General features: G+C 61.0%; 21 protein-coding genes and 1 other RNA gene. 9 read left to right on the top strand and 13 right to left on the bottom strand.

Features of this window, described 5'->3' with window-relative positions; genetic code table 11:
* The first annotated feature begins 115 nt into the window (after positions 1-115).
* From ffs to recR, 4 genes are all read left to right on the top strand, one after another.
* An RNA gene (gene ffs, locus SJY32_RS10470) (signal recognition particle sRNA small type) lies at positions 116-214 on the top strand.
* 153 nt (positions 215-367) lie between these two features.
* Entirely contained in the window at positions 368-2,215 is a 1,848-nt protein-coding gene (locus SJY32_RS10475) for a DNA polymerase III subunit gamma/tau (protein WP_376874637.1), read from the top strand.
* Positions 2,216-2,236: 21 nt separating this feature from the next.
* A complete protein-coding gene (locus tag SJY32_RS10480; RefSeq protein ID WP_376874640.1) occupies positions 2,237-2,581 on the top strand; it encodes a YbaB/EbfC family nucleoid-associated protein in 345 nt (114 codons plus the stop codon).
* Positions 2,581-3,171 (top strand): recombination mediator RecR, encoded by a 591-nt coding sequence (gene recR, locus SJY32_RS10485; protein ID WP_376874643.1) that lies wholly within the window; start codon positions 2,581-2,583, stop codon positions 3,169-3,171. The genes SJY32_RS10480 and recR overlap by 1 nt, the downstream gene beginning before the upstream one ends.
* Positions 3,172-3,372: 201 nt before the next feature.
* Here recR and SJY32_RS10490 read toward each other — a convergent pair whose 3' ends face one another.
* The 5 genes from SJY32_RS10490 to SJY32_RS10510 all read right to left on the bottom strand — a co-directional run bounded on the left by SJY32_RS10490 (position 3,373) and on the right by SJY32_RS10510 (position 8,682).
* Positions 3,373-3,855: an Hsp20 family protein gene (locus SJY32_RS10490; protein ID WP_376874646.1), complete on the bottom strand. Its 483-nt coding sequence runs from the start codon at positions 3,853-3,855 to the stop codon at positions 3,373-3,375.
* 218 nt (positions 3,856-4,073) lie between these two features.
* Positions 4,074-4,856, bottom strand: a complete 783-nt coding sequence (locus SJY32_RS10495; protein ID WP_376874649.1) for a trypsin-like serine peptidase — start codon at positions 4,854-4,856, stop codon at positions 4,074-4,076.
* 84 nt (positions 4,857-4,940) lie between these two features.
* Complete coding sequence (gene glcF / locus SJY32_RS10500) at positions 4,941-6,215, bottom strand: glycolate oxidase subunit GlcF (RefSeq protein ID WP_376874652.1); 1,275 nt, start codon at positions 6,213-6,215, stop codon at positions 4,941-4,943.
* Positions 6,215-7,249, bottom strand: a complete 1,035-nt coding sequence (locus tag SJY32_RS10505) for an FAD-binding protein (protein WP_376874655.1) — start codon at positions 7,247-7,249, stop codon at positions 6,215-6,217. The genes glcF and SJY32_RS10505 overlap by 1 nt, the downstream gene beginning before the upstream one ends.
* Positions 7,246-8,682, bottom strand: coding sequence for an FAD-linked oxidase C-terminal domain-containing protein (locus SJY32_RS10510; protein WP_376874658.1), 1,437 nt, complete (start codon positions 8,680-8,682; stop codon positions 7,246-7,248). Before SJY32_RS10510 ends, SJY32_RS10505 begins: the two co-directional genes overlap by 4 nt.
* 103 nt (positions 8,683-8,785) lie before the next feature.
* Here SJY32_RS10510 and SJY32_RS10515 point away from each other — a divergent pair, with 103 nt between their 5' ends.
* A complete protein-coding gene (locus SJY32_RS10515) occupies positions 8,786-9,487 on the top strand; it encodes a DUF599 domain-containing protein (RefSeq protein WP_376874661.1) in 702 nt (233 codons plus the stop codon).
* Here the strand turns inward: SJY32_RS10515 and SJY32_RS10520 are convergent.
* The 4 genes from SJY32_RS10520 to SJY32_RS10535 are packed head-to-tail and all read right to left on the bottom strand — an operon-like array spanning position 9,484 to position 16,272.
* Positions 9,484-11,580, bottom strand: coding sequence for a hypothetical protein (locus SJY32_RS10520; protein WP_376874664.1), 2,097 nt, complete (start codon positions 11,578-11,580; stop codon positions 9,484-9,486). The two genes, SJY32_RS10515 and SJY32_RS10520, sit on opposite strands and share 4 nt — an antisense overlap.
* Complete coding sequence (locus SJY32_RS10525; RefSeq protein WP_376874667.1) at positions 11,577-14,324, bottom strand: DUF4159 domain-containing protein; 2,748 nt, start codon at positions 14,322-14,324, stop codon at positions 11,577-11,579. Before SJY32_RS10525 ends, SJY32_RS10520 begins: the two co-directional genes overlap by 4 nt.
* Complete coding sequence (locus SJY32_RS10530; protein WP_376874670.1) at positions 14,321-15,268, bottom strand: DUF58 domain-containing protein; 948 nt, start codon at positions 15,266-15,268, stop codon at positions 14,321-14,323. Before SJY32_RS10530 ends, SJY32_RS10525 begins: the two co-directional genes overlap by 4 nt.
* Entirely contained in the window at positions 15,265-16,272 is a 1,008-nt protein-coding gene (locus SJY32_RS10535) for an AAA family ATPase (RefSeq protein ID WP_376874673.1), read from the bottom strand. The genes SJY32_RS10530 and SJY32_RS10535 overlap by 4 nt, the downstream gene beginning before the upstream one ends.
* Before the next feature lie 72 nt (positions 16,273-16,344).
* On the opposite strand from SJY32_RS10535, the gene SJY32_RS10540 reads away from it, so the two are divergent.
* Complete coding sequence (locus SJY32_RS10540; RefSeq protein WP_376874676.1) at positions 16,345-16,923, top strand: DUF1285 domain-containing protein; 579 nt, start codon at positions 16,345-16,347, stop codon at positions 16,921-16,923.
* A 65-nt stretch (positions 16,924-16,988) separates the two neighbouring features.
* On the opposite strand, the gene SJY32_RS10545 is transcribed toward SJY32_RS10540, so the two are convergent.
* On the bottom strand, positions 16,989-17,357 hold the full coding sequence (locus SJY32_RS10545; RefSeq protein ID WP_376874679.1) for an HIT domain-containing protein: 369 nt from the start codon (positions 17,355-17,357) through the stop codon (positions 16,989-16,991).
* Between the two features lie 11 nt (positions 17,358-17,368).
* Positions 17,369-18,946, bottom strand: coding sequence for a DUF5928 domain-containing protein (locus SJY32_RS10550; RefSeq protein WP_376874682.1), 1,578 nt, complete (start codon positions 18,944-18,946; stop codon positions 17,369-17,371).
* A gap of 143 nt (positions 18,947-19,089) precedes the next feature.
* Between SJY32_RS10550 and SJY32_RS10555 the strand changes: the two genes are divergently transcribed.
* Together SJY32_RS10555 and SJY32_RS10560 are read left to right on the top strand one after the other, a co-directional pair.
* Positions 19,090-19,908 carry a sulfotransferase family protein gene (locus SJY32_RS10555; protein ID WP_376874685.1) on the top strand — a complete coding sequence of 273 codons (819 nt, stop codon included), beginning with the start codon at positions 19,090-19,092 and terminating at the stop codon, positions 19,906-19,908.
* A 123-nt stretch (positions 19,909-20,031) separates the two neighbouring features.
* Positions 20,032-20,658, top strand: a complete 627-nt coding sequence (locus tag SJY32_RS10560) for a phosphatase PAP2 family protein (RefSeq protein ID WP_376874688.1) — start codon at positions 20,032-20,034, stop codon at positions 20,656-20,658.
* A gap of 52 nt (positions 20,659-20,710) precedes the next feature.
* Here SJY32_RS10560 and SJY32_RS10565 read toward each other — a convergent pair whose 3' ends face one another.
* Both SJY32_RS10565 and nth read right to left on the bottom strand, forming a co-directional pair.
* On the bottom strand, positions 20,711-21,697 hold the full coding sequence (locus SJY32_RS10565; RefSeq protein WP_376874691.1) for an adenosine kinase: 987 nt from the start codon (positions 21,695-21,697) through the stop codon (positions 20,711-20,713).
* Positions 21,694-22,338, bottom strand: a complete 645-nt coding sequence (gene nth, locus SJY32_RS10570; protein WP_376874694.1) for an endonuclease III — start codon at positions 22,336-22,338, stop codon at positions 21,694-21,696. The genes SJY32_RS10565 and nth overlap by 4 nt, the downstream gene beginning before the upstream one ends.
* A gap of 210 nt (positions 22,339-22,548) precedes the next feature.
* Between nth and SJY32_RS10575 the strand changes: the two genes are divergently transcribed.
* Positions 22,549-23,559 carry a Hint domain-containing protein gene (locus tag SJY32_RS10575; RefSeq protein WP_376874697.1) on the top strand — a complete coding sequence of 337 codons (1,011 nt, stop codon included), beginning with the start codon at positions 22,549-22,551 and terminating at the stop codon, positions 23,557-23,559.
* The last annotated feature ends 73 nt before the right edge of the window (positions 23,560-23,632 follow it).

Below are 23,632 nucleotides of genomic sequence, written 5' to 3' on the forward strand. Positions count from 1 at the left end.
CGCGGCCTTGGAGCGCGGCACCTCACAACGTGTAGAGCAAGGCGGGCAGCGCGCGCCCGCATCATCTTTCAAACACGATCTTGCGAATCCCGTCGCGCCGCCCTATATCCACCCGTGAGAGGTTGGCGCGGGCGAGCGCCTCGCCAACCCGGTCAGGTCCGGAAGGAAGCAGCCGCAACGAGTCCCGTTTGGGTCGCTGTCCAGCCTCTCACCTTTTCCCCCACATATGTATGACGTCACATCGGCGCAATCGACCGCGTGTTCGATCATCGCATCAAACCCCTGCGCACCGTGGCGGCCGTTTTCGCCGCGACTGCTTGCCGATGGGGCGCAGAGACCCTAGATTGGCCCCAACCAAGGAGCCTTCATGAGCGACAATCCCGAGACCGATCACAACCCGAAAGGCTATCAGGTTCTGGCGCGCAAATATCGCCCCGCAACCTTTGCCGATTTGATCGGGCAAGAGGCTATGGTCCGGACGTTGAAAAACGCGTTCGAAGCCAGCCGGATCGCCCATGCGTTTGTGATGACCGGTGTGCGGGGCGTGGGCAAAACCACCACCGCGCGGATCATCGCGAAGGGCCTCAATTGCATAGGGACAGATGGCAAAGGCGTCGCGACAACCGAGCCCTGCCTCACCTGCGAGCATTGCGTCGCGATTGCTGAAGGTCGCCATGTCGACGTGATGGAGATGGACGCCGCGTCGCGCACCGGCGTCGGAGACATTCGCGAGATCATCGAATCCGTACATTATCGCGCGGCCTCTGCGCGCTATAAAGTCTATATCATCGATGAAGTTCACATGCTCTCGACCAGCGCGTTCAACGCACTCCTCAAAACGCTTGAGGAGCCGCCGGAGCATGTGAAATTCATCTTCGCCACCACCGAAATCCGCAAGGTTCCGGTGACGGTTCTGTCAAGGTGCCAGCGTTTCGACCTCAAACGGATCGAGCCGGAAGTGATGCTCGCCCATCTGGCAAAGATTGCGCAGCTCGAAGGCGCAGCCCTCGCCCCCGATGCCATGGCTTTGATCACCCGCGCGGCGGAAGGCTCCGTGCGCGATGCGATGTCGCTTATGGATCAGGCGATTGCGCATGGCGCGGGGGAAACCACCGCCGAGCAAGTTCGCGCGATGCTGGGGCTTGCGGATCGTGGCCGCGTTCTCGATCTGTTTGATATGATCTTGAAAGGCGAGGCAGCAGAGGCGTTGACCGAGCTGTCATCGCAATACGCCGATGGCGCGGACCCGATGGCGGTTCTGCGTGATCTGGCGGAAATCACTCACTGGATTTCTGTCATCAAAATCACGCCCGACGCCGCCGATGACCCGACTGTGCCCCCTGACGAGCAAGCCCGCGGGCAAGTCATGGCAGAGGCGATTCCGATGCGCGTTCTCACGCGGCTGTGGCAGATGCTTTTGAAAGCTCTCGAGGAAGTCGGCGGCGCGCCAAACGCGATGATGGCGGCTGAGATGGCCCTCATCCGGCTTACCCATGTCGCGGATCTTCCCGATCCGGAAGCGCTCCTCAAACGCATCGCCAAAGGCCCGAATGGCGGCCCGCCCATGCCACCCTCTGGCGGCGGCGCCCCTGCCCCCGGTGGCACAGGCACGCATGCAGTCGCGACTGCGGAGGCAGGAGCGGGCGCGATGACGGGTCCGACAGCCTTAGCGGCAGGATTGGGGTGGGCGATGCCCGGCGCGGTCGCGCGATCGGGTCCGCGTTCAATCGGTGGTGGGCGTGCCGCCTTGGCTGTCGCAATTGCGCCTGAGGCATCATTGGAGCGGTTCGCGCGGTTTGAAGATGTCGTCGCCTTGATCAAGCGCATGCGGGATGTGAAACTTCTCGTTGAGGTCGAATCTCACTTGCGGCTCGTCAGTTACACTCCGGGCCGGATCGAATTCGAGCCGACCCCCGAAGCACCGCGCGACCTCGCGCAGGTGCTCGGCGCGCGCCTGCAAAGCTGGACGGGTGCGCGTTGGGGCGTGTCGGTCGTGTCATCGGGCGGCGGACGCACCATAAACGAGGATCGCGACGCCGCCTTCACCGCCGCGCGCGAGGAAGCGTTACAAAACGCCGTGGTCCAAGCCGTAATTGCCGCCTTCCCAAAGGCGAAAATCGACGACATCAAAACCGCGCAAGATCTTGCCGCTGAAGTGTCGGAAGGCGCTTTGGCAGAGGTTGAGGATGAATGGGATCCGTTCGAGGATAGCTAAGGCGAAAGCCAAGGAGAGAGCATGTTGAAAGGTTTGGGCGGTCTTGGCGATATGGCCAAGATGATGAAAGCCGCGAAAGAGATGCAAGGCCGCATGGCGGAATTGCAAGAGAGCCTCGAGCATATCGAGGTTGAGGGCGAAGCCGGCGCGGGCTTGGTCAAAGCGCGGGCCAATGCCAAGGGCACATTGACCGGGTTGGAGATCGACCCCTCCATTCTCGTCGCGTCCGAAAAGGAAGTCGTCGAGGATTTGATTCTGGCCGCGATCAAAGAGGTGCAGGCCCGCGCCGCCGCGCGCGGACAGTCGGAGATGCAAAAGCTGGCATCCGAGATGGGTCTGCCTGCCGATATGAACCTGCCCTTCTGATGTCAGCGGGCGCGGAGATCGAAGCCCTGATCGCGCTGATGGCGCGGTTGCCGGGGCTTGGGCCGCGCTCTGCGCGCCGCGCGGCGCTGCATCTTTTGCGCAAGCGCAAACAAATCATGGCCCCGCTTGCGACGGTGATGGACCATCTCGCAGAGACGGTATGTGATTGCTCGATCTGCGGGAATATCGCGACATCGGAAATTTGCGAAATCTGCGCCAACCCCAAGCGCAATGACCGCGAGATTTGCGTCGTCGAGGATGTCGCGGATCTCTGGGCGATGGAGCGGGGCGGCCATTTCAAGGGGCGCTACCATGTCCTCGGCGGGGTTCTATCCGCGCTTGACGCCGTTGGGCCGGAAGAACTGGGTATCCCCAAGTTACTCGAGCGCGCGGCCACGGTGGACGAGGTGATCCTCGCGCTCAACGCAACTGTCGAGGGGCAAACCACCGCGCATTATATCGCCGACGCGCTGGAGAAGCTGTCGGTGTCGATCACCTCTCTCGCGCAGGGCGTGCCGATTGGCGGAGAGCTTGACTATCTCGACGACGGCACGATTCAAGCCGCCATGCGCGCACGCAAAGCGTTCTAAAATCGCCCGATTGAGGGATGGCGCTTTGCGCACGGGTTTTTCCCGACAGCGTTCGTAAGATCACAGAGCAAGCGCGTCGCCCATGCCCAGATACGCACAAAGCCCCGCGCGCGTTTGGCGGGAGTTTGCGCGCGATACGCGCCCCCGAATTGATACAGAAAAGGGCGCAACAAGCGCGCCCTTTTCCTTAAATAGCTAAGGTTAAACTTGCGTGGCCGCCGGCAAGGCCGCTTTCGCATCAAGCGTCGTGCCCTCAGATTGCACGGCAGTGATCTCGATCCGACGAGGTTTGAGCGCCTCTGGCACCTCGCGCACGAGATCGATATGCAACATGCCGTCCGCATTGGCAGCGCCCGTCACCTTCACATGGTCCGCCAGCGCAAAGCGGCGCTCAAACGCGCGCGTTGCGATGCCGCGGTGCAGATAACTGCGTTCGACACCGTCATCGGCCTTCTTGGCCGCGACAATCAACTGGCCCTCGCGCAACTCAACCGACAGATCGTCAGCACAGAACCCCGCCACCGCGATCGAAATCCGGTAAGCGTTATCGCTCAGTTTTTCGATATTATAGGGGGGGTAAGCGGGCTGAACGGTCTCGGCGGATAGGGCGCGATCCATTAAATCGGCCATCCGGTCAAAGCCGACAGTGGCACGGTAGAGCGGCGAAAAATCAAAATTACGCATAGCACATCCTCATTTGAGCGATATGGGAGTGTTCGCCCCAAGCGGGGCCGAACGGTTCATCAAGGGCCCGTCATGGCGCCCCTGCCCTCTCAAATTGGGATGCGAAATTGAGGGTTTCAAGACCTCGCGCGAGTTTTTAGGCGGGGAGTGGGACGTCAGCCGATCCCTCCGCCCCTCCCGCACGCGTCACATGCCCGAGGCCAGCAAAAATCGCAGGTTCATTCGGGCCGAAGGAATTTCGCCCCAAGTCGCTTGGTCACCGAGGCACCCCCGATGTCAGGCCCGTCAAGCGTTGCGCGGACCTCGTCGACGGCATCCACCGCCGTCCCTAAAGACACCCGCGCCCCGTCCATTTCCGCTTTCGCTGAAATCACCGACACGATCTGCGGCGCCTCGCCGTTGCGCATGGAAAATACCGGCGCGCCTGAGGCCCCAAACTCTGCTGCGCAAGACATCAATAAAACATCCCCGTCGCGTTTGAGCACTTCACAAACTTCCTGCAGGGAGGGGGCCTCGGAACGGTCCCGCGCGTAGGACACAACCCCGACCTGATCGCCGGGATAAGGCGTTGCATTCAGGTCAAACGGTTGGATCGAGGGCAATCGAATAGGCTTATCCAACCGGATCAACCCGATGTCGGAGGCGACGCGGGCGATTCGATCACGGTCGATATAATCATAGCCCGGATGCACCGCCGCGCGCTGTGCGCCGCGATAGGCCTCGGCGCGCCCGTTGCGCCACCCTGCAAGAAAGCGAATATCGCTGGCGGCCACCATTTCGCCCGTCTCTTTCGAGAACAGGCAATGCGCCGCCGTGAGCACCAAATCAGGCGCGATCAACGCCCCGGTGCAAAAAGAGTGATCGCCAATCTCGAGCCTTCCCACCCCTTGCCAACCCCGCGTATCGTCGCCCGTCGCGAGCGTTTTCAGGCGGGATGTCTCCGCCGCAAGCGGGCCGCTTAACATGGGCAAGATGAGGATCAAGGTGAGGAGAAAGCGCATCTGGGCTCCGATTGGGGGATCCGGCAGCGTCTCCGGCATTGTGCTGGGATACCCATACCTTGCGGCGAGACTATGGCAAAGCCCTCATGTCATCGCACGCGGCTTTGGCCCGCCCAGCGCCCAATCCAACAGCTCCACCGTATGTACAATCGGAATACCGGTGCACGAGCCGATCTGCATCATGCAGCCGATATTGCCCGCCGAAATGACATCGGGCTTCTTGGCTTCCAGCGTCGCGACCTTGCGTTTCTTCAGCTCGCCCGAAATTTCCGGTTGCAGCAAATTATAGGTCCCAGCAGAGCCACAGCACAGATGCGGATCGGCGGGTTCCACCACCTCAAACCCGACCTGTTTCAAAAGATCCTTCGGCGCGGTTTTGATTTGCTGGCCGTGCTGCAACGAACAGGCCGAATGATAGGCCACACGCAGCCCCTTCGGCGCGCCGGACGGCAGGCCAATGGACGCCACAAACTCGGACACATCTTTCGCCAGCGCAGAGATTTTCGTCGCTCCCGCGGCCATCTCGGAATTGCGGAACATATGCCCGTAATCCTTCACCGTGGTGCCACAACCCGATGTGTTGATGATAACCGCATCCAAATCGCCCGCGTCCAGATAGGCGTTGATGTTATGGCGCGCCTGCGCGTGCGCCTCATGCTCGCGGCCCATGTGATGTGTCAGCGCGCCGCAACACCCCAAATTCTTCGGGATCACGACATCACATCCCAGCCGTTGCAACAGCCGGATCGTGGCATCGTTGATATCCGTGTTCAGCGCCCGCTGCGCGCAGCCGATCTGCAAGGCCACGCGGAATTTGCGCGCGCCATTGGCGGGAAACACCTGCGCCAGATCATTGGGCGAAGGTTTCGGCAATCGCGGCGGGGCCATCCCCACCATCGCCCGTAGCCGCGCATCGGGCAGGAACCGCGCGAACGGCCGTGCCAACATCGCGCCGCGCATCGCAAACCGGAACAGGCGCGGATTGGGCACGATCTTCGCCAACATGAAACGCAGCGCGCGATCGTGCCAAGGGCGGGTGTAAGTGCGCTCAATATACGCGCGCGCTTCGTCCACCAGATGCATGTAGTGCACGCCCGACGGGCAAGTGGTCATGCAGGCCAGACAAGACAGGCAGCGGTCAACGTGTTTTACCGTTTTCGCATCCGCCGGACGCCCGCTCTCCAACATATCCTTGATCAGATAAATTCGCCCGCGCGGGCTATCGAGCTCATCCCCCAAGACCTGATAGGTCGGGCAGGTCGCGGTGCAAAAGCCACAATGAACACAGGCCCGCAGAATTTCGCTCGCGCGTTTGATACCGGGGTCGGTGAGTTGTTCGGGGGTAAAGCTGGTTTGCATCAGGCGAGCCTTCCTGCGTTGAGAATCCCGCGCGGATCGAAACGCGCTCGCAATGAATCTGTCAGTTTCTTGACCGGCGCTGTCTCAGGCTCAAAGGCCCCTGCCCCCATCGATAGACGTGTGGCATGGCCGGTGTAGGGCGCGGCGAGGGCCCGCGCATCGACCCCTTTGGCCAAGCGCGCGGTGATCCGCCCCCCGCCCCAATCCATGATCAACGGCGCATCAAGCCGTGCCGCAACATCAGCCGCCTGCGATGGGCGCAGCGAAAATTGCCACAGATCGCCCGCGCCTGAGAGCGGTGTCAAATCGCGGATCTGCGCCCAGTCAACCGCCTCCACCGTGCCGCCCAAAATCGCACAAAGCTGCGCCGCGCGATATTCGACAGACGCGGAAAGGCCCTCGACGCGCACCAGTGCGCGCCCCTCAGCCCATGCCGCTCCGCAGACATCGAACGGCGATCCGAGCGCCTTGGCCAAAACTCGAGGCGCCTCACCCGCCGCGCAGCGCACAACAACCGTGGCCGACGCCTGCGGGATCGCAAGAACGCGGAAAGAGAGTTCTGTGAGAACACCCAATGTGCCCCACGATCCCGCCATCAGCTTCACGAGATCGTAGCCCGTGACATTCTTCATCACGCGCCCGCCGTTCTTGATAATCTCACCCGACCCGTCGACAAATCGCACGCCGATCAGACTGTCGCGGCACGCACCCGCCTGCACACGGCGCGGACCCGAAGCATTCGTCGCCACGACACCGCCGATCGTCGACCCCGCCGCGCCCGACGGCTCAAACGGCAAACGCTGTCCCTCCGACGCGAGCAACGCCTCAACCTCCGCGAGCGGCATCCCCGCGCCCACGACAAGTGTCATTGCGCCCGGCTCATACAAGCGGACGCCGGTCAGACCCCGCGTCTCAAGAACCTCACCGCGTATATCCCCGACAGCCCGCGTGCCCCCGCCGCGCACCTCCAGCGGGGCCTGCACCTTGCGCAAAATCTCGGCCAGATCGGCTTCCGTCTCAGGGCGATACGTCATTGGACCTCACGGCGCGCGGCGCTTACATGCAATGGGAAAACTTTAGCGGCGTTCAAAAGCCATTTGGGATCAAACACATCCTTGACCCGCATTTGGGCCTCCAGATCGGGCGCATTGAATTGCACCTCCATCAGGTCGCGCTTTTCGATCCCAACGCCGTGCTCGCCCGTCAAGCAGCCGCCCACCTCAACACAGAGCTTCAAAATTTCCGCGCCCAATTCCTCGCACAGCTCCTGATCGCCGGGTTTATTGGCGTTGTAGATAATAAGCGGGTGCATGTTCCCATCGCCAGCGTGGAACACATTGCCCACCTCCAGCCCGAACTGCGCCGACAAGTCCGCAATCCGCGCAAGCACACGCGGCAGTTCCGATACCGGAATCGTGCCGTCTAGACACATATAATCGCCGCGCTGGCCCATCGCCCCGAAAGCTGATTTCCGACCCAGCCAGATACGTTTTGCCTCGTCCTCTGTCTGCGCCTCGCGGAATTCGATCGGATCGTGGCGCATCGCAATCGACCGGATCAGCGCGATCTGCTCCGCGATCTCGTTATTCGACCCTTCAACCTCAATGATCAAAAGCGCTTCGCAGTCGGGGTAACCCGCATGGCAGAACGCCTCTGTCGCCTCAATGCAGGGCCGGTCCATAAACTCAATCGCAACCGGCAAAACCCCAGCGCGGATGATATCGGCCACGCATGCCCCCGCGACCTCGTTGGACCCGAATGCCACCAAAACAGGGCGCGCACCTTCGGGCTTTGGCAGGATTTTCAGCCACGCCTCGGTCACAACGCCAAGCTGCCCCTCCGATCCGCAAATCACGCCGAGCACATCCAAACCGCCCGCATCGAGATAAGGGCCGCCGATCTCAACCACCTCTCCCGCCATCGTCACCATCGTGACCCCGAGGAGGTTATTCGTCGTCACGCCGTATTTGAGGCAATGCGCGCCGCCCGAATTCATCGCAATATTTCCCGAAATCGCGCAGGCGAGCTGGCTCGACGGATCGGGCGCGTAGAACCACCCATCGCCCTCAATTGCCCCCGTCACCGAAAGATTTGTTCGTCCCGCTTCAACTTTAATCGCGCGATCTGCATAGCTGACCTCCAGCACGGAATTCATCCGCGCGAGACCCAAAACAACCGCATCCTCAGAAGGCATCGAGCCACCCGCGAGGGAGGTTCCCGCCCCGCGCGGCACGACCGGCACGCCCAAAGCCGCACAGGTTTTCAACGCGCTCGCAACCTCCGCAGTGGTGCGCGGCAAAATGACAGCCAATGGCATACAGCGGTAGGCCGCAAGCGCATCGCACTCATACGCTTTGGTTTCGCGCGGATCATCAATTACCGCGTCATCCGGCAACACCGCCCGCAAAGCGGCAACGATCCGTGGTTTGCGCGCGATGACCATCGCATCGGGTTTTGGCATCTGCATGGTAGGGCCTCCATCTGGTAATATTTTATAACCAATTAAGGTCGGCGCGCAACCCTTGATTTGCCCGCTAGCCCCGCCCCCCAAGCCGCGCTAAGAAGACTGCATGACCTCACAAACACTCCTTCTCGGACCCTTCGCAGCCGCCGATCTGGTGGCCCTCGCCTCATTCGTTTTCTCTTGGTGGATCATCGGGTGGCTTTCGGAAAACCCGTCCGCAAACAGGCTCTCGGTCGGGGTGCTGATGGAAAGCTACCGGCGCGAATGGATGCGACAATTCGTGACCCGCCAGCCGCGGATTTTCGACGCGGGGATGATGGATAGTTTGCGCCAAGCGACGACATTTTTCGCATCGACGGCCCTTATTGCGATTGGCGGTGGCTTGGCACTGATCGGCAATCCAGATCGATTGACATCGCTCGCCTCCGATTTGGCGCTAGATGACGGGCCCGCCCTTTTGTGGGAGGCCAAGATTCTGACGGCGGTTCTGTTTGGATCAAACGCGTTTTTAAAATTTGTCTGGTCGCACAGGCTGTTCAATTATTGCGCCATCACGATGGCGGCCGTGCCGAATGAAATCGGTGATCTGGCCTATGCCCGCGCCGCGCAGGCCGCCGTGGTCAACATCAATGCCGCGCGCGCCTTCAACCGCGGCCTGCGCTCGGTTTACTTTGCCCTTGCGTCACTGGCTTGGTTGCTCGGACCTTTGGCGTTGATGGGGGCAAGCGTCTTCACCTTCGCCATGCTGTGGCGACGTGAGTTTGCTTCGGTCTCGCGGCGCGCCCTTTTGACAGATCTGCCATCTTAAGCCCTGCGTCCGCCGCGCCCTTCCCAGAGCCAAGCCCCGACGAGCATAAGCGCAGCGAAGACCAGATAAGCCCAGTCTGGCAACAGCGCCGTGCGGCGGATGCCCGTCACCGATTGCGCCTCACGCGGCGTGATGCCGACCCATCCTTGGCCGGCAGTCACCCCGCCCTCACGCACGCGCCGCACCAAGGGCAAGCCATCTTCAATCCGCTGGAAGCTTCCCGATGAGGCCGCAACAGGCCCCGCGAGCGGAGCCTGATCGGCTATCGTCTGCTCAAACTCGCGCGGGCTGGCGGGGCCCATTGCAACAACCCGCTCAAGATCGCCCTCAATCAAGCGATAGAGGCCAGGCTCCGGCGCAATCCAACGGGCCGTGAAGCGCCCCGGTGCGGTCTCCGTCAATGTAACCGCCTCGCTCTCCCCGTCGGGATGGACCACCTGCACATCGCCGACAGTCTCCTCCATGGTGCGGCGGATGATCGTTAGCGCCATCGTGCCCGCGGAGACTTCTGCGTAAAGCGCCTCCTCCTCCAGTTCGGGCTCTTTCATTTCCCAATGGGCGATGCGGCGCAGCAACTCCAATTGCGGCCCTCCGCCCTCATAGCCGCGATCCCACAGCCATGCCTGATCAGAGGCCAAAAGCGCCACGCGCCCCTCGCCCTCGCGGCTTAAGATCAGCAACGGCTTATCCTCCGCGCCGGTTAGGACCACCTCCCCCGTCGGATCGGTCACCTCGATCTGGCGTAGCCAACGCCCCCAAGTGGCTTGATCGTCCCCGCCCTCGCCCGCAACTTCGGGCATCCCTTCCAGCGCGGCGATAACGGGATGGCGCAACCCCTGCGCCGTGGGGCGTGGCAGGAATGCGCCCGAGATCACGCGGCCCGTCGGGCTGGCGGGAATGATCTCGGCCAAGGGCGAATAGGCGAGGCTTTCGACAGATGCGAACTCCGGCCCCGCAGCGATCAAAATCGCACCGCCGCCTTGCACATAATCGCGGATGTTGCGGAAATACGAGCTCGGCAGGATCCCGCGTTCGGAATAGCGATCGAAGATAATCAGATCGAAATCATTGATCTTGTCGACAAACAGTTCCTGTGTCGGAAAGGCGATCAGCGAGAGCTCGGAGACGGGGGTGCCGTCTTGTTTCTCTGGCGGGCGCAGGATCGTGAAATGCACCAGATCAACGCCAGCGTCTGATTTTAGGAGGTTGCGCCATGTCCGTTCACCCGCATGGGGCTCACCGGAGACGAGCAAAACCGATAGCCGGTCGCGCACGCCGTTGATCTGCACCGACGCCGCATTGTTTCGGTCGGTCAGCTCAGTCTCGCCTGCGGCAACCTCGATCTGCACGACATTCTGGCCACCGTGATCGAGCACCAAAGGCAACTCCAGATCGACACCCACAGGAACATTGGTCGTTTGCGGATCCTCTCCGTCGATCGAAATCGTTACATCGGCAAATCCGCCCGCCGGGGCCGCCCCCTCGTCCTCGACTTTGAGGCGCACGGACACTGGCTCGCCGATGATCCCGAACGTGGGCGCATTTGAAATCACGAGGCGGCGATCCCAGTCATCGCCCTCCCCCGTCAAAAGCACATGCACGGGCGCGGGCGCGGCATCAACCAGCGCACCTGCGTCATGCACCTGACCATCCGTGACGATGAACGCGCCCGCGATGCGCGCCTTTGGCTCGGCCGCGAAAGCTTCGGCCAGCGCCGCGCCGATCAAAGTCCCTGCGTTTTCTTCGGCATCGGCCACCGTAATCTTGCGCAGTTCGGTGTTGGGCATCGCGGAAATCTTGCGCTCCAGATCGGCAACGGCGCGATCCGTCTGATCGGCACGGGCCGAGAGGGTTTGCGAAGAGGAACGGTCCTCAATTAGCAAAACGATATCAGAGAGGCTCTCAAAGCTTTGTCGTTGTAAAGCAGGCCCCGCCAACGCCAAAGCCAAAGCGCCCAGCGCGATGCCCCGCAGCACCCAGCCCCGCAATCCGCGCCAAAGCGCGAAAGCCGTCAAGATCACAGCAGCCGCGCCGAGGCCGCCCACCAGCACCCACCCAACGAGCGGCGCAAATTCGATGTTCCACGCGTTCATTGCCCGAGCCTTTCCAGCAGAGCCGGCACATGGACCTGATCCGATTTATAATTACCCGTCAGGACATGCATGATCAGATTGATACCGAATCGATATGCGACCTCGCGTTGGCGCTCGCCGCCCATTCCGCGCCCGACGGGAAACATCGCCGCGCCGCGCGCATCGACAGCCCAAGCAGCCGCCCAATCATTGCCCCCCATCACAACCGGCGTGACCCCGTCATTGAGCTGGCGGAACGGCATTCCCTCATTCGCCGCCTCCTCCGCGTCCACCGCCGCCTCAACCCAGACGGCGGTGCGCGCATGGCGACCGGGGAAATCTTGCAAAAGGTAGAAGCTACGCGTGATGACATGGTCTTGCGGGATCGGCTCAAGCGGCGGAATATCAAGCGGCGCGGCCAAGGCTTGCAACCTGCGCCCTTCCGGCGTGGCGGTGCCAAACCCGGCGATTCCTGCATCGCGCGTATCGAATAGGATCATCCCGCCAGACCGCAGGTAGCGATTAATCTTGAGATAGGCCTGCGCCGAGGGGGTGGGTTGATCTTCGGTTATCGGCCAGTAGAGGAAGGTAAACAGCGCCAGATCATCTGTTTCCAAATCCACCGCCATCGGGGCATCCGGCTCGACGGTGGTGCGCCGCGCGAGCATTTGGGATAGCCCGTCCAGCCCTGCCCGTGAGACCTCGTCCTGCGCCGCATCCCCCGTTTGGACATAGGCCAGCACGACGCCCCCAGCCGCGCGAACAGCCCGCGCGGGGTCGGTTTCAGCCTGCGCCGGATGCGGCGCGACGCTCAACAACGACATCGCAAGTAAAAGCGAGAGAAGTGCTGCGCCCTTTTGGCCGCGACGGCTGCCCCGCTTTGGGCCCCAAAGCCGCCCTGCGACAAAGAGGGACGCGAAAATATCAAGCAGCGCGCCGATCAACGCGGCGGAAATCAATGCGCCTTTCAGTGGCATCTGCTGCATCTCGTCTCCGCCCTCCACAACGATATCTTGTGGCCAAACGGCCGGAGACAACCCCCGCCCCTGACTGATCACGTTGAGAGCGACCTGCCGTTCATTTGCGGAATATAGGCCGGGCGCTGGCGTATCGTTTCGCTGGGGCGCGGTGAGGGCCTGCGCGAGATCGGCCGCCTCAACACCCGCCGTTTCCGGTGCGTCGCGCAATTGCCCGCGCGCATCAAGCAGCTTGCGGGCCTCCCACGGGCCACCCGATACATCTTGCGCACCAAACTCCCCTGCGCGCGCCGACACGGCCAGACGTTCAAGCATCGATACAAATAATCCCGACAACGGCAGGCTCGACCATTCCGCATTTGCGGTGACATGGAAGAGCACCACTTGCCCGTCGTCGAACTGCGCGCGGGTGACAAGCGGCGTGCCGTCTTCCAGCGAGGCAATCACGCGATCGGCCAGTTCCGGCGAGGGTTCGGACACCACTTGCGACCGCACGACCACCTCATCGGGAACGATAAGCCCGCTGAAGGGCGAGTCTTCGTTGAAAGGCGCGAGATTGCGCGGCGCGCCCCAAGACATCGTACCACCCACAGATCGCCCGCCTGCCCGTAAAGTCACCGGCAAAAGCGGGTCGGTTACGTTATCGGACGCTGCGAGCCGCGGCCCCGCAAACCGGAGCAATAGCCCCCCCTCCGCAACCCAATCCGCCAGACGGTCGGCCTCGGGCATATCCGCCAGATCGGCAAGAATTATCACATCAGGCGAGGCTTGCAAAACATCCGCCAGATCACCCTCAATCAAATCCACCGACGGCGAAAGCGCTTGGCGCAGATAGTGCAGCGGCGAAAGCAACTCCAACCCTTCGCGCGCGCGGCCTAGCTCGACCAAAGCAACTTTGCGGCGCTTCAACCCGTCATCGGTCAAGCTCACCGCGCCGGCATGGGACTGGCCCGAAACCTCAAAGCGGGTGATACGATTGCGCAGTTCCGGCGGCAGGTCGAACACAGCATCCGCATTCACGGGTGTCGTGACCTGCGCAAGGCGACGCTCAACGCCCGAAGGATCAAGGCCGATTGCGGCGACCTCGACCTCGCCTCCCGCGCGCGGCGCAATCGCCCGGATGGTCAGCGCAGTCTCCACCACTTTCGCGGGGCTCAGCGCGACAAGGCCGCCACGCTCCACCACACGCACTTGGCCCCGCGCACGCAACTGCGCGAGCAAATCTGCGCGATCTGCACGCTCCAACCCGTCGGAGAGCCAAAGCGTATCAAACCCGCCTTCGGGGAGGTTTGCGGCGTTAACGGGGAGCGGATCCCACGCCTGAGGCGCGATATCGGGGAGGGTCGCGAGCGCATCCTCCGCCGTAGTGAAGGTGATTTGATCTGGCATTTCGCGCGTCAAACCCGCCAGCGCAACCGGGCGACCGGACGCGCCCGCGCTTTCAATCTCGGTTCGTATCCGCGCCTCAACCTGCGCAACACGCCCCCCCAGCGCCCAACTCGCATCGGAAAGAATAAGCAGCGGACGATCCGAATTGGTGACCGCGACCGGATTGAGAATCGGGCCGGCGAAGCCAATGATCGCCGCAGCCAGCGTTAACATGCGCAATAACAACACCCACCAAGGCGTGCGCTCGGCCTGTTTCTGGCGATCTTCCAATCCCAAAAGCAACACGACAGCCGGAAACCGGTGTCGCAAGGGCGCGGGGGGCGCGGCGCGCAGCAAGAGCCATAGAACTGGCAATGCGATCAGCCCCGTAAGGAGCCAAGGCGACACGAAACCGATCATCGCGGCGCCACCGATGAAGCGGCCGACGTTTGCAATGCACCCGCCATCCACAGCAAGGCGGATTGCGCCGGTTCGCCTGTGTGATGCGTGCCAAAATGCCAGCCCGCCGCATGGGCCGCCGCCGAAATCCGTTCGCGGCGCTCGGCCAGTCGCGCGAGGTAGCGCGGTCGAAGATCCGCGGCATCTGCGCTCTCGAAGTTCAGATCATCGCCCACGGACTCGAAAATCGCGCGACCACGGTACGGGAAATCCTCCTCCACCGGGTCCAGCACCTGCATCAGAACGCCCCGAACACCGCGCGCCGCCAGCAAGGCTATTTGCGCCTCGACCGGAGCCGGATCCGCCAGAAAATCCGATATCACGATGACTTCGGCATGCGGTGGAACCTCCCCTGTGTCCAACCCGCCTGCCCGAGTTTGGAGAAGACCGGCTTCGCCCTCAGGCGACATCGCCGCGCTTAAAGATTCAATTTGCGCCCGCCCACCCCGCGCCGCCAAGGGGGTTTGGCCAAGCAAGCCCACGCGCTCGCCCGCGCGGATCAACAAGACCGCCATTGCAAGCCCGAGCACCGCCGCGCGATGCGCCTTTTGCGGGCGATCGTCCCCCGCCGAAAACCGCATGGACGTTGCAGGATCAACCCAGACCCATGCGGATTGCGCGAGTTGCCACTCGCGTTCGCGAACGACCTGCGCATCCGCGCGCGCGGACCGGCGCCAGTCAATCAGCCGTGCGCCGTCGCCCGCCTCTGCGGGCCGGTATTGCCAGAACTCCGTCCCCGCGCCGATACGGCGACGCCCGTGCGCGCCCATGCGAACGGTATCCGCCAGCGCCATGGCCGAAAGCATCAGCGGCGGCAGACCAGAGCTGAGCGTCTCCGCCTTCCCGCGCAACTCGACCGCCGCGGACGCGCCTGAAGCGGCGAGAGGGTCACCCGATTGCGTCACTCAGCCGCCTCACGCTGAAAGCTGGACATCATGACGGCATCAATCACACCGTGAAGAGTCTCGCCCTTCGCGCGCGCCGCGAAATTCAGGGCCATCCGGTGGCTCAAGACAGGGCGCGCCATAGCGGCGACATCGTCGAGTGTCGGCGCGAATTCCCCGCGCAAGAGCGCACGCGCACGCGCCGTCAGCATCAAGGCCTGCGCCGCGCGCGGCCCGGGGCCCCAAGCCACCGAAGCCCGCACAGCGTCATGGGCCTCGGCCTCGGTCGGACGACAGGCGCGCACAAGATCCAGCACACCGTCGACCACCGCAGCCCCGACGGGCATCCGCCGGACCAAGGATTGCGCAGCGATCAATTCATCCGAGGTGAAGACCGCATGCGCTTGCGCCTCCTGCGCGCCGGTCGTCGCCATCAAGATATCGCGTTCAGTCGCGCGAGTGGGGTATTCAACATCAATCTGCATCAAGAAGCGGTCAAGTTGCGCCTCTGGCAGCGGATAGGTGCCTTCTTGTTCAATCGGGTTTTGCGTTGCCAGAACATGGAATGGCCGCCCCAAGGGACGATGCTCGCCCGCGATTGTGACCTCTTTCTCCGCCATCGCTTGCAGCAACGCCGATTGGGTCCGCGGGCTGGCGCGGTTGATTTCATCCGCCATCAAAAGCTGGCAAAACACGGGCCCCTCAATGAACCGGAATGCTCGCCTGCCGTCTGCGCCCGTATCAAGCACCTCCGAGCCCAGGATATCGCCCGGCATAAGATCCGGCGTGAATTGCACGCGATTCGATCCCAGCCCCATCACCGTGGCCAGCGTATCGACGAGAAGCGTCTTACCCATCCCCGGAAGGCCGACGAGCAATCCATGACCGCCTGAAAGCAAGGTGGCGAGGACAAGCTCCACCACACGTTCCTGACCAATAAACCTGTGATTGATCGAAGCCTTTGCTTGCGCGAGCTTTTCGCCCAAGGCCTCAATCTCATGCATCATCTGATCTGCCTCGGACATGTGACAAAAGCTCCTTTAACGCTATAATATGAACAAAGCAGATATCGCAGTCGAACCCAATGGCAAAGGCACATGCAGACAAACACCCCCCCACAAAACTCTGTGACTGCCGATAGTCTCGCCAGTTCCGCCCGCAGCGCGTCGAAAAAAGGCGCGCCCCCTGTCCATCTTTGGAACCCGCCGTTCTGCGGCGATCTGGATATGGAGATCAAGGCAGACGGGACGTGGTTTTACCTCGGCACGCCGATCGGGCGGATGCCTTTGGTGAAGCTGTTCGGCTCGATCTTGAAGCTCGAAGACGGTCAGTATTTCCTCGTCACGCCGGTGGAGAAAGTCGGCATCCGCGTCGAGGACGCACCGTTTATCGCGATTGACTTCGACCGCAATGCCGAGGGCGATTTGTGTTTTACGACCAATCTGGGCGATGAGGTGATCGCGGGGCCGGACAATGCAATTCGTGTCCAATTTAACGGTGACGAGCCGCGCCCGTATCTGCATATCCGGCGCGGCCTTGAAGCGCGCATTGATCGAAAAAGCTTCTACCGCTTGATCGACATCGCGGAGGTGGAGGCCATAGACGGCGAAGACTGGATCGGCCTGCGGTCTCGAGGCGTGTTCTTCCCCATCGCCTTGCGCGAAGACCTCGGCTGAGTACCCTTATCAGCGGCGTCAGGCGGGGGGAGCGGACGGCTCGCCCCCCTCGCCCGCGTTGCTCTTTAGCTTTGCTCCAGCATCCGGCCCATCGGGCGGCCCGCAACAATATGCATGTGGAAATGCGGGACCTCTTGCACACCGTGAGTGCCTGCGTTGGTGATCGCGCGGTAGCCGTTTTCCTCAACACCAAGCGCCGCGCAAACCCGCGCCACCGCCCGCGCGAAATCGACGATCTCCGCGTCAGAGGCGGCTGCGCAGAAGTGATCATAGGTCACGTAAGGCCCCTTCGGGATAACGAGCACATGATCAGGCGCTTGCGGCGCGATATCGCGAAACGCGAGGCTATGCTCTGTTTCAAGTACGGTCGAGTTCGGAATTTCGCCCCGCAAAATGCGCGCGAAAATATTCGAAGTGTCGTAAGCATAGGCCATCGGCGGCTCCTTCAATCGACAAACAGGTAATGTGTTTCGGCAATCTCGCGCGCGGCCTCGGATGTCAGGCCGAACATCTGCGCGAGGACACTGGCGTTTTCATCGACCGACGCCGATTCGCGCAGACGTAGGACCACCGGGAAATTCGCATCCCTGATCCGGTCGCTCTCAAACCGGAGATCCGCGCGAATGGTTGGCAGCATTCGGTTGATAACCTCTTGCGGTGTGCTTTCGCCCGCCAGCCCAACACGGCGCGCATGTCCGATCAGATAGTCGTCCGTAAATTCGCAATCGATTTCAAGCACGCGCGAGACGACCTTATCACCGCTAAAATCTTCCATCAGGTCAATCGCGGCGGGATCAAGACAGATCACCAGACGGTCGCTTTGATTGTAATCATAAAGCATGCGCACCAATGCGCGGCGATGGCGGTTGCGCTTCTCGATGGTGGACTGAATCCCGCCGAGATCGGGTAGCCAGCAGCTTTCCTCGTTGAACAGATATTCAACCACCGGAACATCGGACAGACGGCGCAATTGTTCCGCCACCCGCTTGGCCACGTGCCATTTCTTGCACACGATCATCATCAGCTCGCGATCGCGGCCCAAACTGGATTCCGTTTCCCAAAAGCGCGGCGCAAACCTGCGACCGAGCCGCCCGCGCCCCGATAGGAACTTAAACAGCGAGGCGCCTTCGTTGGAGATCGGGAAATGCACATCCCGCTCGCCCCAAAGAGCCCCGAGGCGGGCTTTGAGATCCAGCGCTTCGGGGCTGATCTTGCGGGCGAAGACAAAATCCTGACTCAGCAGAAGGTCGTGATGGTCGTTATAGAAAGTGACCGGCATCCCGTAGTCGGTAAACATCAAGAAGGTCAACGTGCGGGTACGAATCTCGCGGTCAGCCACCACGTGGCGCACGACCGTCTGGAAAAAGGTCTCGTCCGGAATCCATGTCGTGCGGAAAAACCGCATCACGTCGGGGCGGGTGTCGCAAAACTCGAGGACCGATTCGATCGTCGACCGCCGCAAGCACCACCATTGCGACCCGATCATCATCTGAATGTCGTCAGGGACGCTGCGGGTGATCCCCAGCGCCTTTTGCAAATCAAAGCTGCGGTAGAACAGCCATTTTCGCGTACGCTCATTGAAGAAATGGCGATAGATGAGCCGCTCCTCCTTGAACCCTGTTTTAATCCAGTCGGACGCAAAGAAATCGAAGCTCTCGATGTAATCTACCGGATCGCGATCAAGAAAATCATGGGCATATTGGGCCGTCTTTGTGGGCATACAGTCGCCCGAGAGCATGTAAAAATGGGTCGCATCAGGAAAAGATGCATAGGCCGCGCGCACCGCCTCGAGCGTCGCGGCGACAAGGCTCCATTCGCCCCAACCGCATTTGAACCGCTTTCGGGCGAATGCAACCGAAGGGTTATCCCCCAAAGCGGCGCGTATTTTTTCAAAATCGGCAGGTTTCGCACGCGCATCGAAGTGGATCGACACGTAATCACCCGTCGACGCGAGCCGTTGAGCCTGCGCGATGATTCCCTCGGGATCCTTGTGGGTGAGCAAAATGAATGCGATTTTTGCCATATTCGAAACGATACGCCGTGCCTAATGTTGATTATCCGCAGTTTTAACGTCATCAGACGTTGAAAAGACAGAGGTTCTTTGATTTTAAATATCTAATTATATCGGCCGGATGCAAACTGCACTGTGCTGCATTGGAGGTTTTCATGGGTTTTCCTGGAACGTGGATGACGGAAAGTGAGTCCGTCGTGTATCGCGTTGTCCCAAAATGTGCGTGTTCGACCATCGGTCAAATCATGTACTATTCGGATCAAGGCAAGTTTTTCGACGGCGATATCCATGATGCGACAAGCGGCATGCACAAGTGGTCGATGGAAAACTCGCACGCGGCGATTGAGAAAAACGTCCGCAACCACAAGAGCTACGCCTTCACCTGCGTGCGCAACCCCTATGCGCGGATCTTATCATCCTTCTTCGATAAGATCTGCGGAATCCAGCGCAACGGTAAGCGGTACCGTGGCAATCTCGTGCCACAGCTGATCCAGAAATACGGCATCGAAGTCGGCTCGCCAGAGGACGGATTCGAATTCGATCAAATCAAAAGCTTCCGCCGATTCTTGCTGTTCGCGCGCGACACCATCCGTTGGAAGCGCCCGATGGAGCCAGACATCCATTGGTCCGCGATGTCAGGTCATATTTCGACCTTCATCGTGAACGGTGGAACTTACGACAAGATTTTCTTCACCGAACAGTTCAATGACGGGATGCAGCAGGTGCTCGACAAGATCGAGACACGCCATGCGGTGGATCTTGCCGCGATTCCAAAATTCAACGAATCCGAGGGTCACGGGCCGAAGCGGCTTCATAAGGTGTCGGATTATTTCGACGATTTGTCGAAGCATCTGGTGTGGGAAATTTACAAAAAAGATTTCCAATTGTTCCAGTATGATTTTGACAATCCTGATAACAAAATGCCGATCGGCGAGATTGACCTCGATGAGGTTCACGCCAAGCTCAACAGCTGATCGTGTGATCATTCCGGCGTGAAGGGGGCGGCAGCCCCCTTTTGCTGCGCGCTGGGGCGCTATGTCTTTGGGCTTGGGCTTTGATGGGATGGGGCGCTTCGCACAAGAATGGACGTTAGCGAAATGACACGTAGCAGATGGATTGCAGGGCTGTGCTCTCTCGTATTCTGCGGGGTCTGGGCGGCTGTCGCCTCCAATATCTCCGCCGATTGGGATGCGGCCTTGCTCCACGCATTCCGCACGACGGGCGATCTCGCGATGCTGCGCGGCCCGATCTGGACGGAGACCGTCCTACGCGATCTGACGGGGTTGGGCGGCGTGACTGTGCTCACGCTGACCGTTCTCGGGTCCAGCGCCCTCTTCATGCGGATGGGCCATTCGGCGCTCGCCTCGCGGATCATCGCGGCAGTCGTCATCGGGCAAATCTTGTCAAACGGGCTCAAAGCGCTCTTCGCGCGCCCGCGGCCTGACCTTGTTCCGCACGGCACGCTTGTGACGTCTGCGAGCTTTCCGTCAGGGCATTCGATGATGGCGGTTGTTGTTTGGCTATCACTCGCGCTTGCTATCGCGCGCGTGGCGCCCGAGCTGCGGCGCGCTTTGATAGGCGCGGCGCTCACGCTCTCGGCGCTGGTTGGCGTCAGCCGCGTTGCGCTCGGCGTGCATTGGCCGAGCGATGTCTTGGGCGGCTGGGCGCTAGGCGCGGCATGTGCGATTTTATGCGCCGATTACGGGGCACGTCGTCGCGGATGAGAGGCGTCTGCGCGAGGAGTGAACCTCCTTGCGCGCAGACGTCTCGGGCCGGTTAGATCAGGCCTGCGTTGGCGAAGAGCGCCTTGATATCGCTTTCAGGGCGCGCGCCGAAATGACCGATGACTTCGGAGGCCGCAAGGCACCCCATTCGGCCCGCAACCTCCAATGGCAGCCCTTGCGCAAGGCCGTAGATAAACCCGGCCGCGAATTGATCGCCCGCGCCTGTCGCATCAACCGGCGTCACGGCCTTGACCGGCACCGAGACACGCTCATTTCCGCGGATGACCAACACATCCCGACCCGACTGCGTGCAAGCGATCGTGCCGCATTCAAGGGCGGCTTGTGCAAGCGCGCTTTCCAAATCAGTTTGATAAAGCGATGCCCACTCATGCTCGTTGCCGATCACGAAATCCAGTTCGTCCCGCACGAGGCGGCGGAAGCTATCACGGTGGCGATCGACGCAGAACGGATCGGATAAGGAGATCCCAGCGCGCCCGCCGCCGCGATGGCAGCCCTGCGCGGCTTTGAGGAAGGCGGTTTTGCCGTGATCCTTATCGAACAGATACCCCTCCAAGAACAACCATTCGGTGTTTTCAACCACATCCAGCGACACGTCTTCCGTGCCCAAATCTGCGCCTGCACCAAGATAGGTGTTCATCGAACGCTCGCCATCCGGCGTCACAAAGATCATCGAGCGCGACGTGGGCAATTCGACATCGGCCACAGGCGCATTGGGGAAATCAGTCCCCTCAGCCGCCAGAGATGCTGCGAAAAACCGCCCCAGCGCATCATCCTTGACGCGCCCGATGAAGGCAGTTTTCAGGCCAAGATTGCCCAATCCCGCAAGCGTATTGCCCACCGATCCGCCGGGGGCCTGCGTGCGTTCGGACATCGCGGCATAAAGAGCCTCGCCACGATCGCGATCAATTAGCTGCATAATCCCCTTTTCGATCTGCATCTGATCAAGAAACGCGTCATCTGTCTGGCTCAGCACATCGACGATCGCATTGCCGATTCCGACAACCTGATATTTCTTCATTGGGTCTTCTCCTCGAATTGGCACAGGTCGCGGATATGGCACGCCCCGCATTTGGGCTTTCTGGCGACACAGATATACCGTCCGTGAAGGATCAGCCAGTGATGCGCGTGATCTTGAAACTCGACAGGCACGTGATCCTCAATCGCGCGCTCAACCGCGTCAACATCCTTACCCGGGCAAATACCGGAACGGTTGCCGATGCGGAAAATATGGGTATCCACGGCCTGCGCCGGATAATGAAACCACATATTTAGCACAACATTTGCCGTCTTGCGCCCGACACCAGGCAGGCTGGTCAATGCCGCCCGCGATGAGGGAACTTCGCCGCCGAACTGATCCACGAGGATCTGGCTCATCTTTATGACATTTTTCGCTTTTTGGCGGAACAGGCCGATCGTCTTGATATGTTCGATCAGCCCTACCTCGCCCAAAGCGAGCATTTTTTGCGGCGTGTCGGCAATCGGGAAAAGGGCCTTTGTGGCCTTATTCACACCGACATCTGTCGACTGCGCCGACAGCGCTACGGCGACGACCAATGTGTAGGCATTGATGTGATCGAGCTCGCCTTTGGGGTGCGGCTCACCCGCTTGAAAGCGCGTGAAAATCTCTTTCATCGTTAGGTAGTCAAGCTGTTTTGCCATATCGCACCTCTGCACTTCACTCCCTAATGCCGTGCCGCGGAGCCTATCGCAAGTGTTCGACGAAAACTCTCACATACGGCAGCGAGCCGTTAAAATCCGCATGATTTTGTCCGCCTCTCCTGACTCGGGATTAACAGTGTCTTGGGAAAACTGGCGCAATATTCCACGGGACCCTCGCCCGAAGTTATGTTGTCACAGACAGGTCAAATTATGGATCAAGGATATTCTATAGATGCGTTGATCTATTGCCCTGCAACTGACACGTGGTCCTTGGTTGATGGCTTCGACCACGATCGGATGATGTGGCTCATCGAGACGGCGGAAGATACGCCTGAGCTTGCCGCGCAAGCCCTCCCCATTGACTATCAAGAGCCGACAACGCGTGAGGCCGCGACGGGGGCCTTGCCGCTTGCCCGACTGAAGGATCCCGCCGGTAGAATTCGCGCAACGGGGACGCTGTCTGCCGACCGGCCACTGATCCTGCGGGCGGAGGCTGGAGATGCCATCCGCATCGATTCCTTCGAGATCGACGGCTCGCTTGCACTTTATGTGGCATCGGCGCGTCTGACCCCCAAAGAGCGCTATCGCGCCCATCATCAATCCCCTGCGAGGCGGCATCTCACGGCCCCGCAAGGAAGCTTCGATCAGGGGTTTCTTGCGTCGGGGACGATGATCGCAACGAAAGAAGGCCCCCAGCCGGTCGATTGGCTCCGCGAAGGAGACATGGTGTTAACGCGGGACAATGGTTACCAACCGGTGGTCCATATCGCGCAAACAACATGCGGGCCCGATCGCGACGCGGAGCTGGTAACGCTTGAGGCTGACGCATTCGGGCCGAATCAACCAAGCCATGATCTGACACTGACCCCCGCCGCGCAAATTCTATTGGCGGCCCCCCTCCTCGATCTCTGGTTTGGAGAAACAGAAATGCTCGCCCGAATCGAAGATTTCGCGCGCGATGCGACTCCCTTCCCCCCGCTGGCGAACACGGTTCTCTGGTCGATCGTGCTCCCGAGGCCCGAGATCATTCTCGCCGAGGATATCTGGCTGGCCTCTGCGCTCGTCGCGCCCGAGTTCCTCGCTCTGCTGGAGCCCGAGGCCGCAGCGTCTCTGGCGCCAGTTCTCCACCACCATGTCAGGGCCGCACGCGCCTGCCTTGCGGAATGGGAGACCGCAATGTTTGTCCGGCAAACCCGAAAAAGCGCACGTGCCGCGGCATAGACAGTTACCGAACGCGATCCGCAGTCCGAGGATTACGCAGGATTCAGGTCGCGCAACATCGGGCGCGAGGCTA

Source organism: Albirhodobacter sp. R86504, assembly GCF_042466415.1.
Taxonomy (GTDB): domain Bacteria; phylum Pseudomonadota; class Alphaproteobacteria; order Rhodobacterales; family Rhodobacteraceae; genus Albirhodobacter.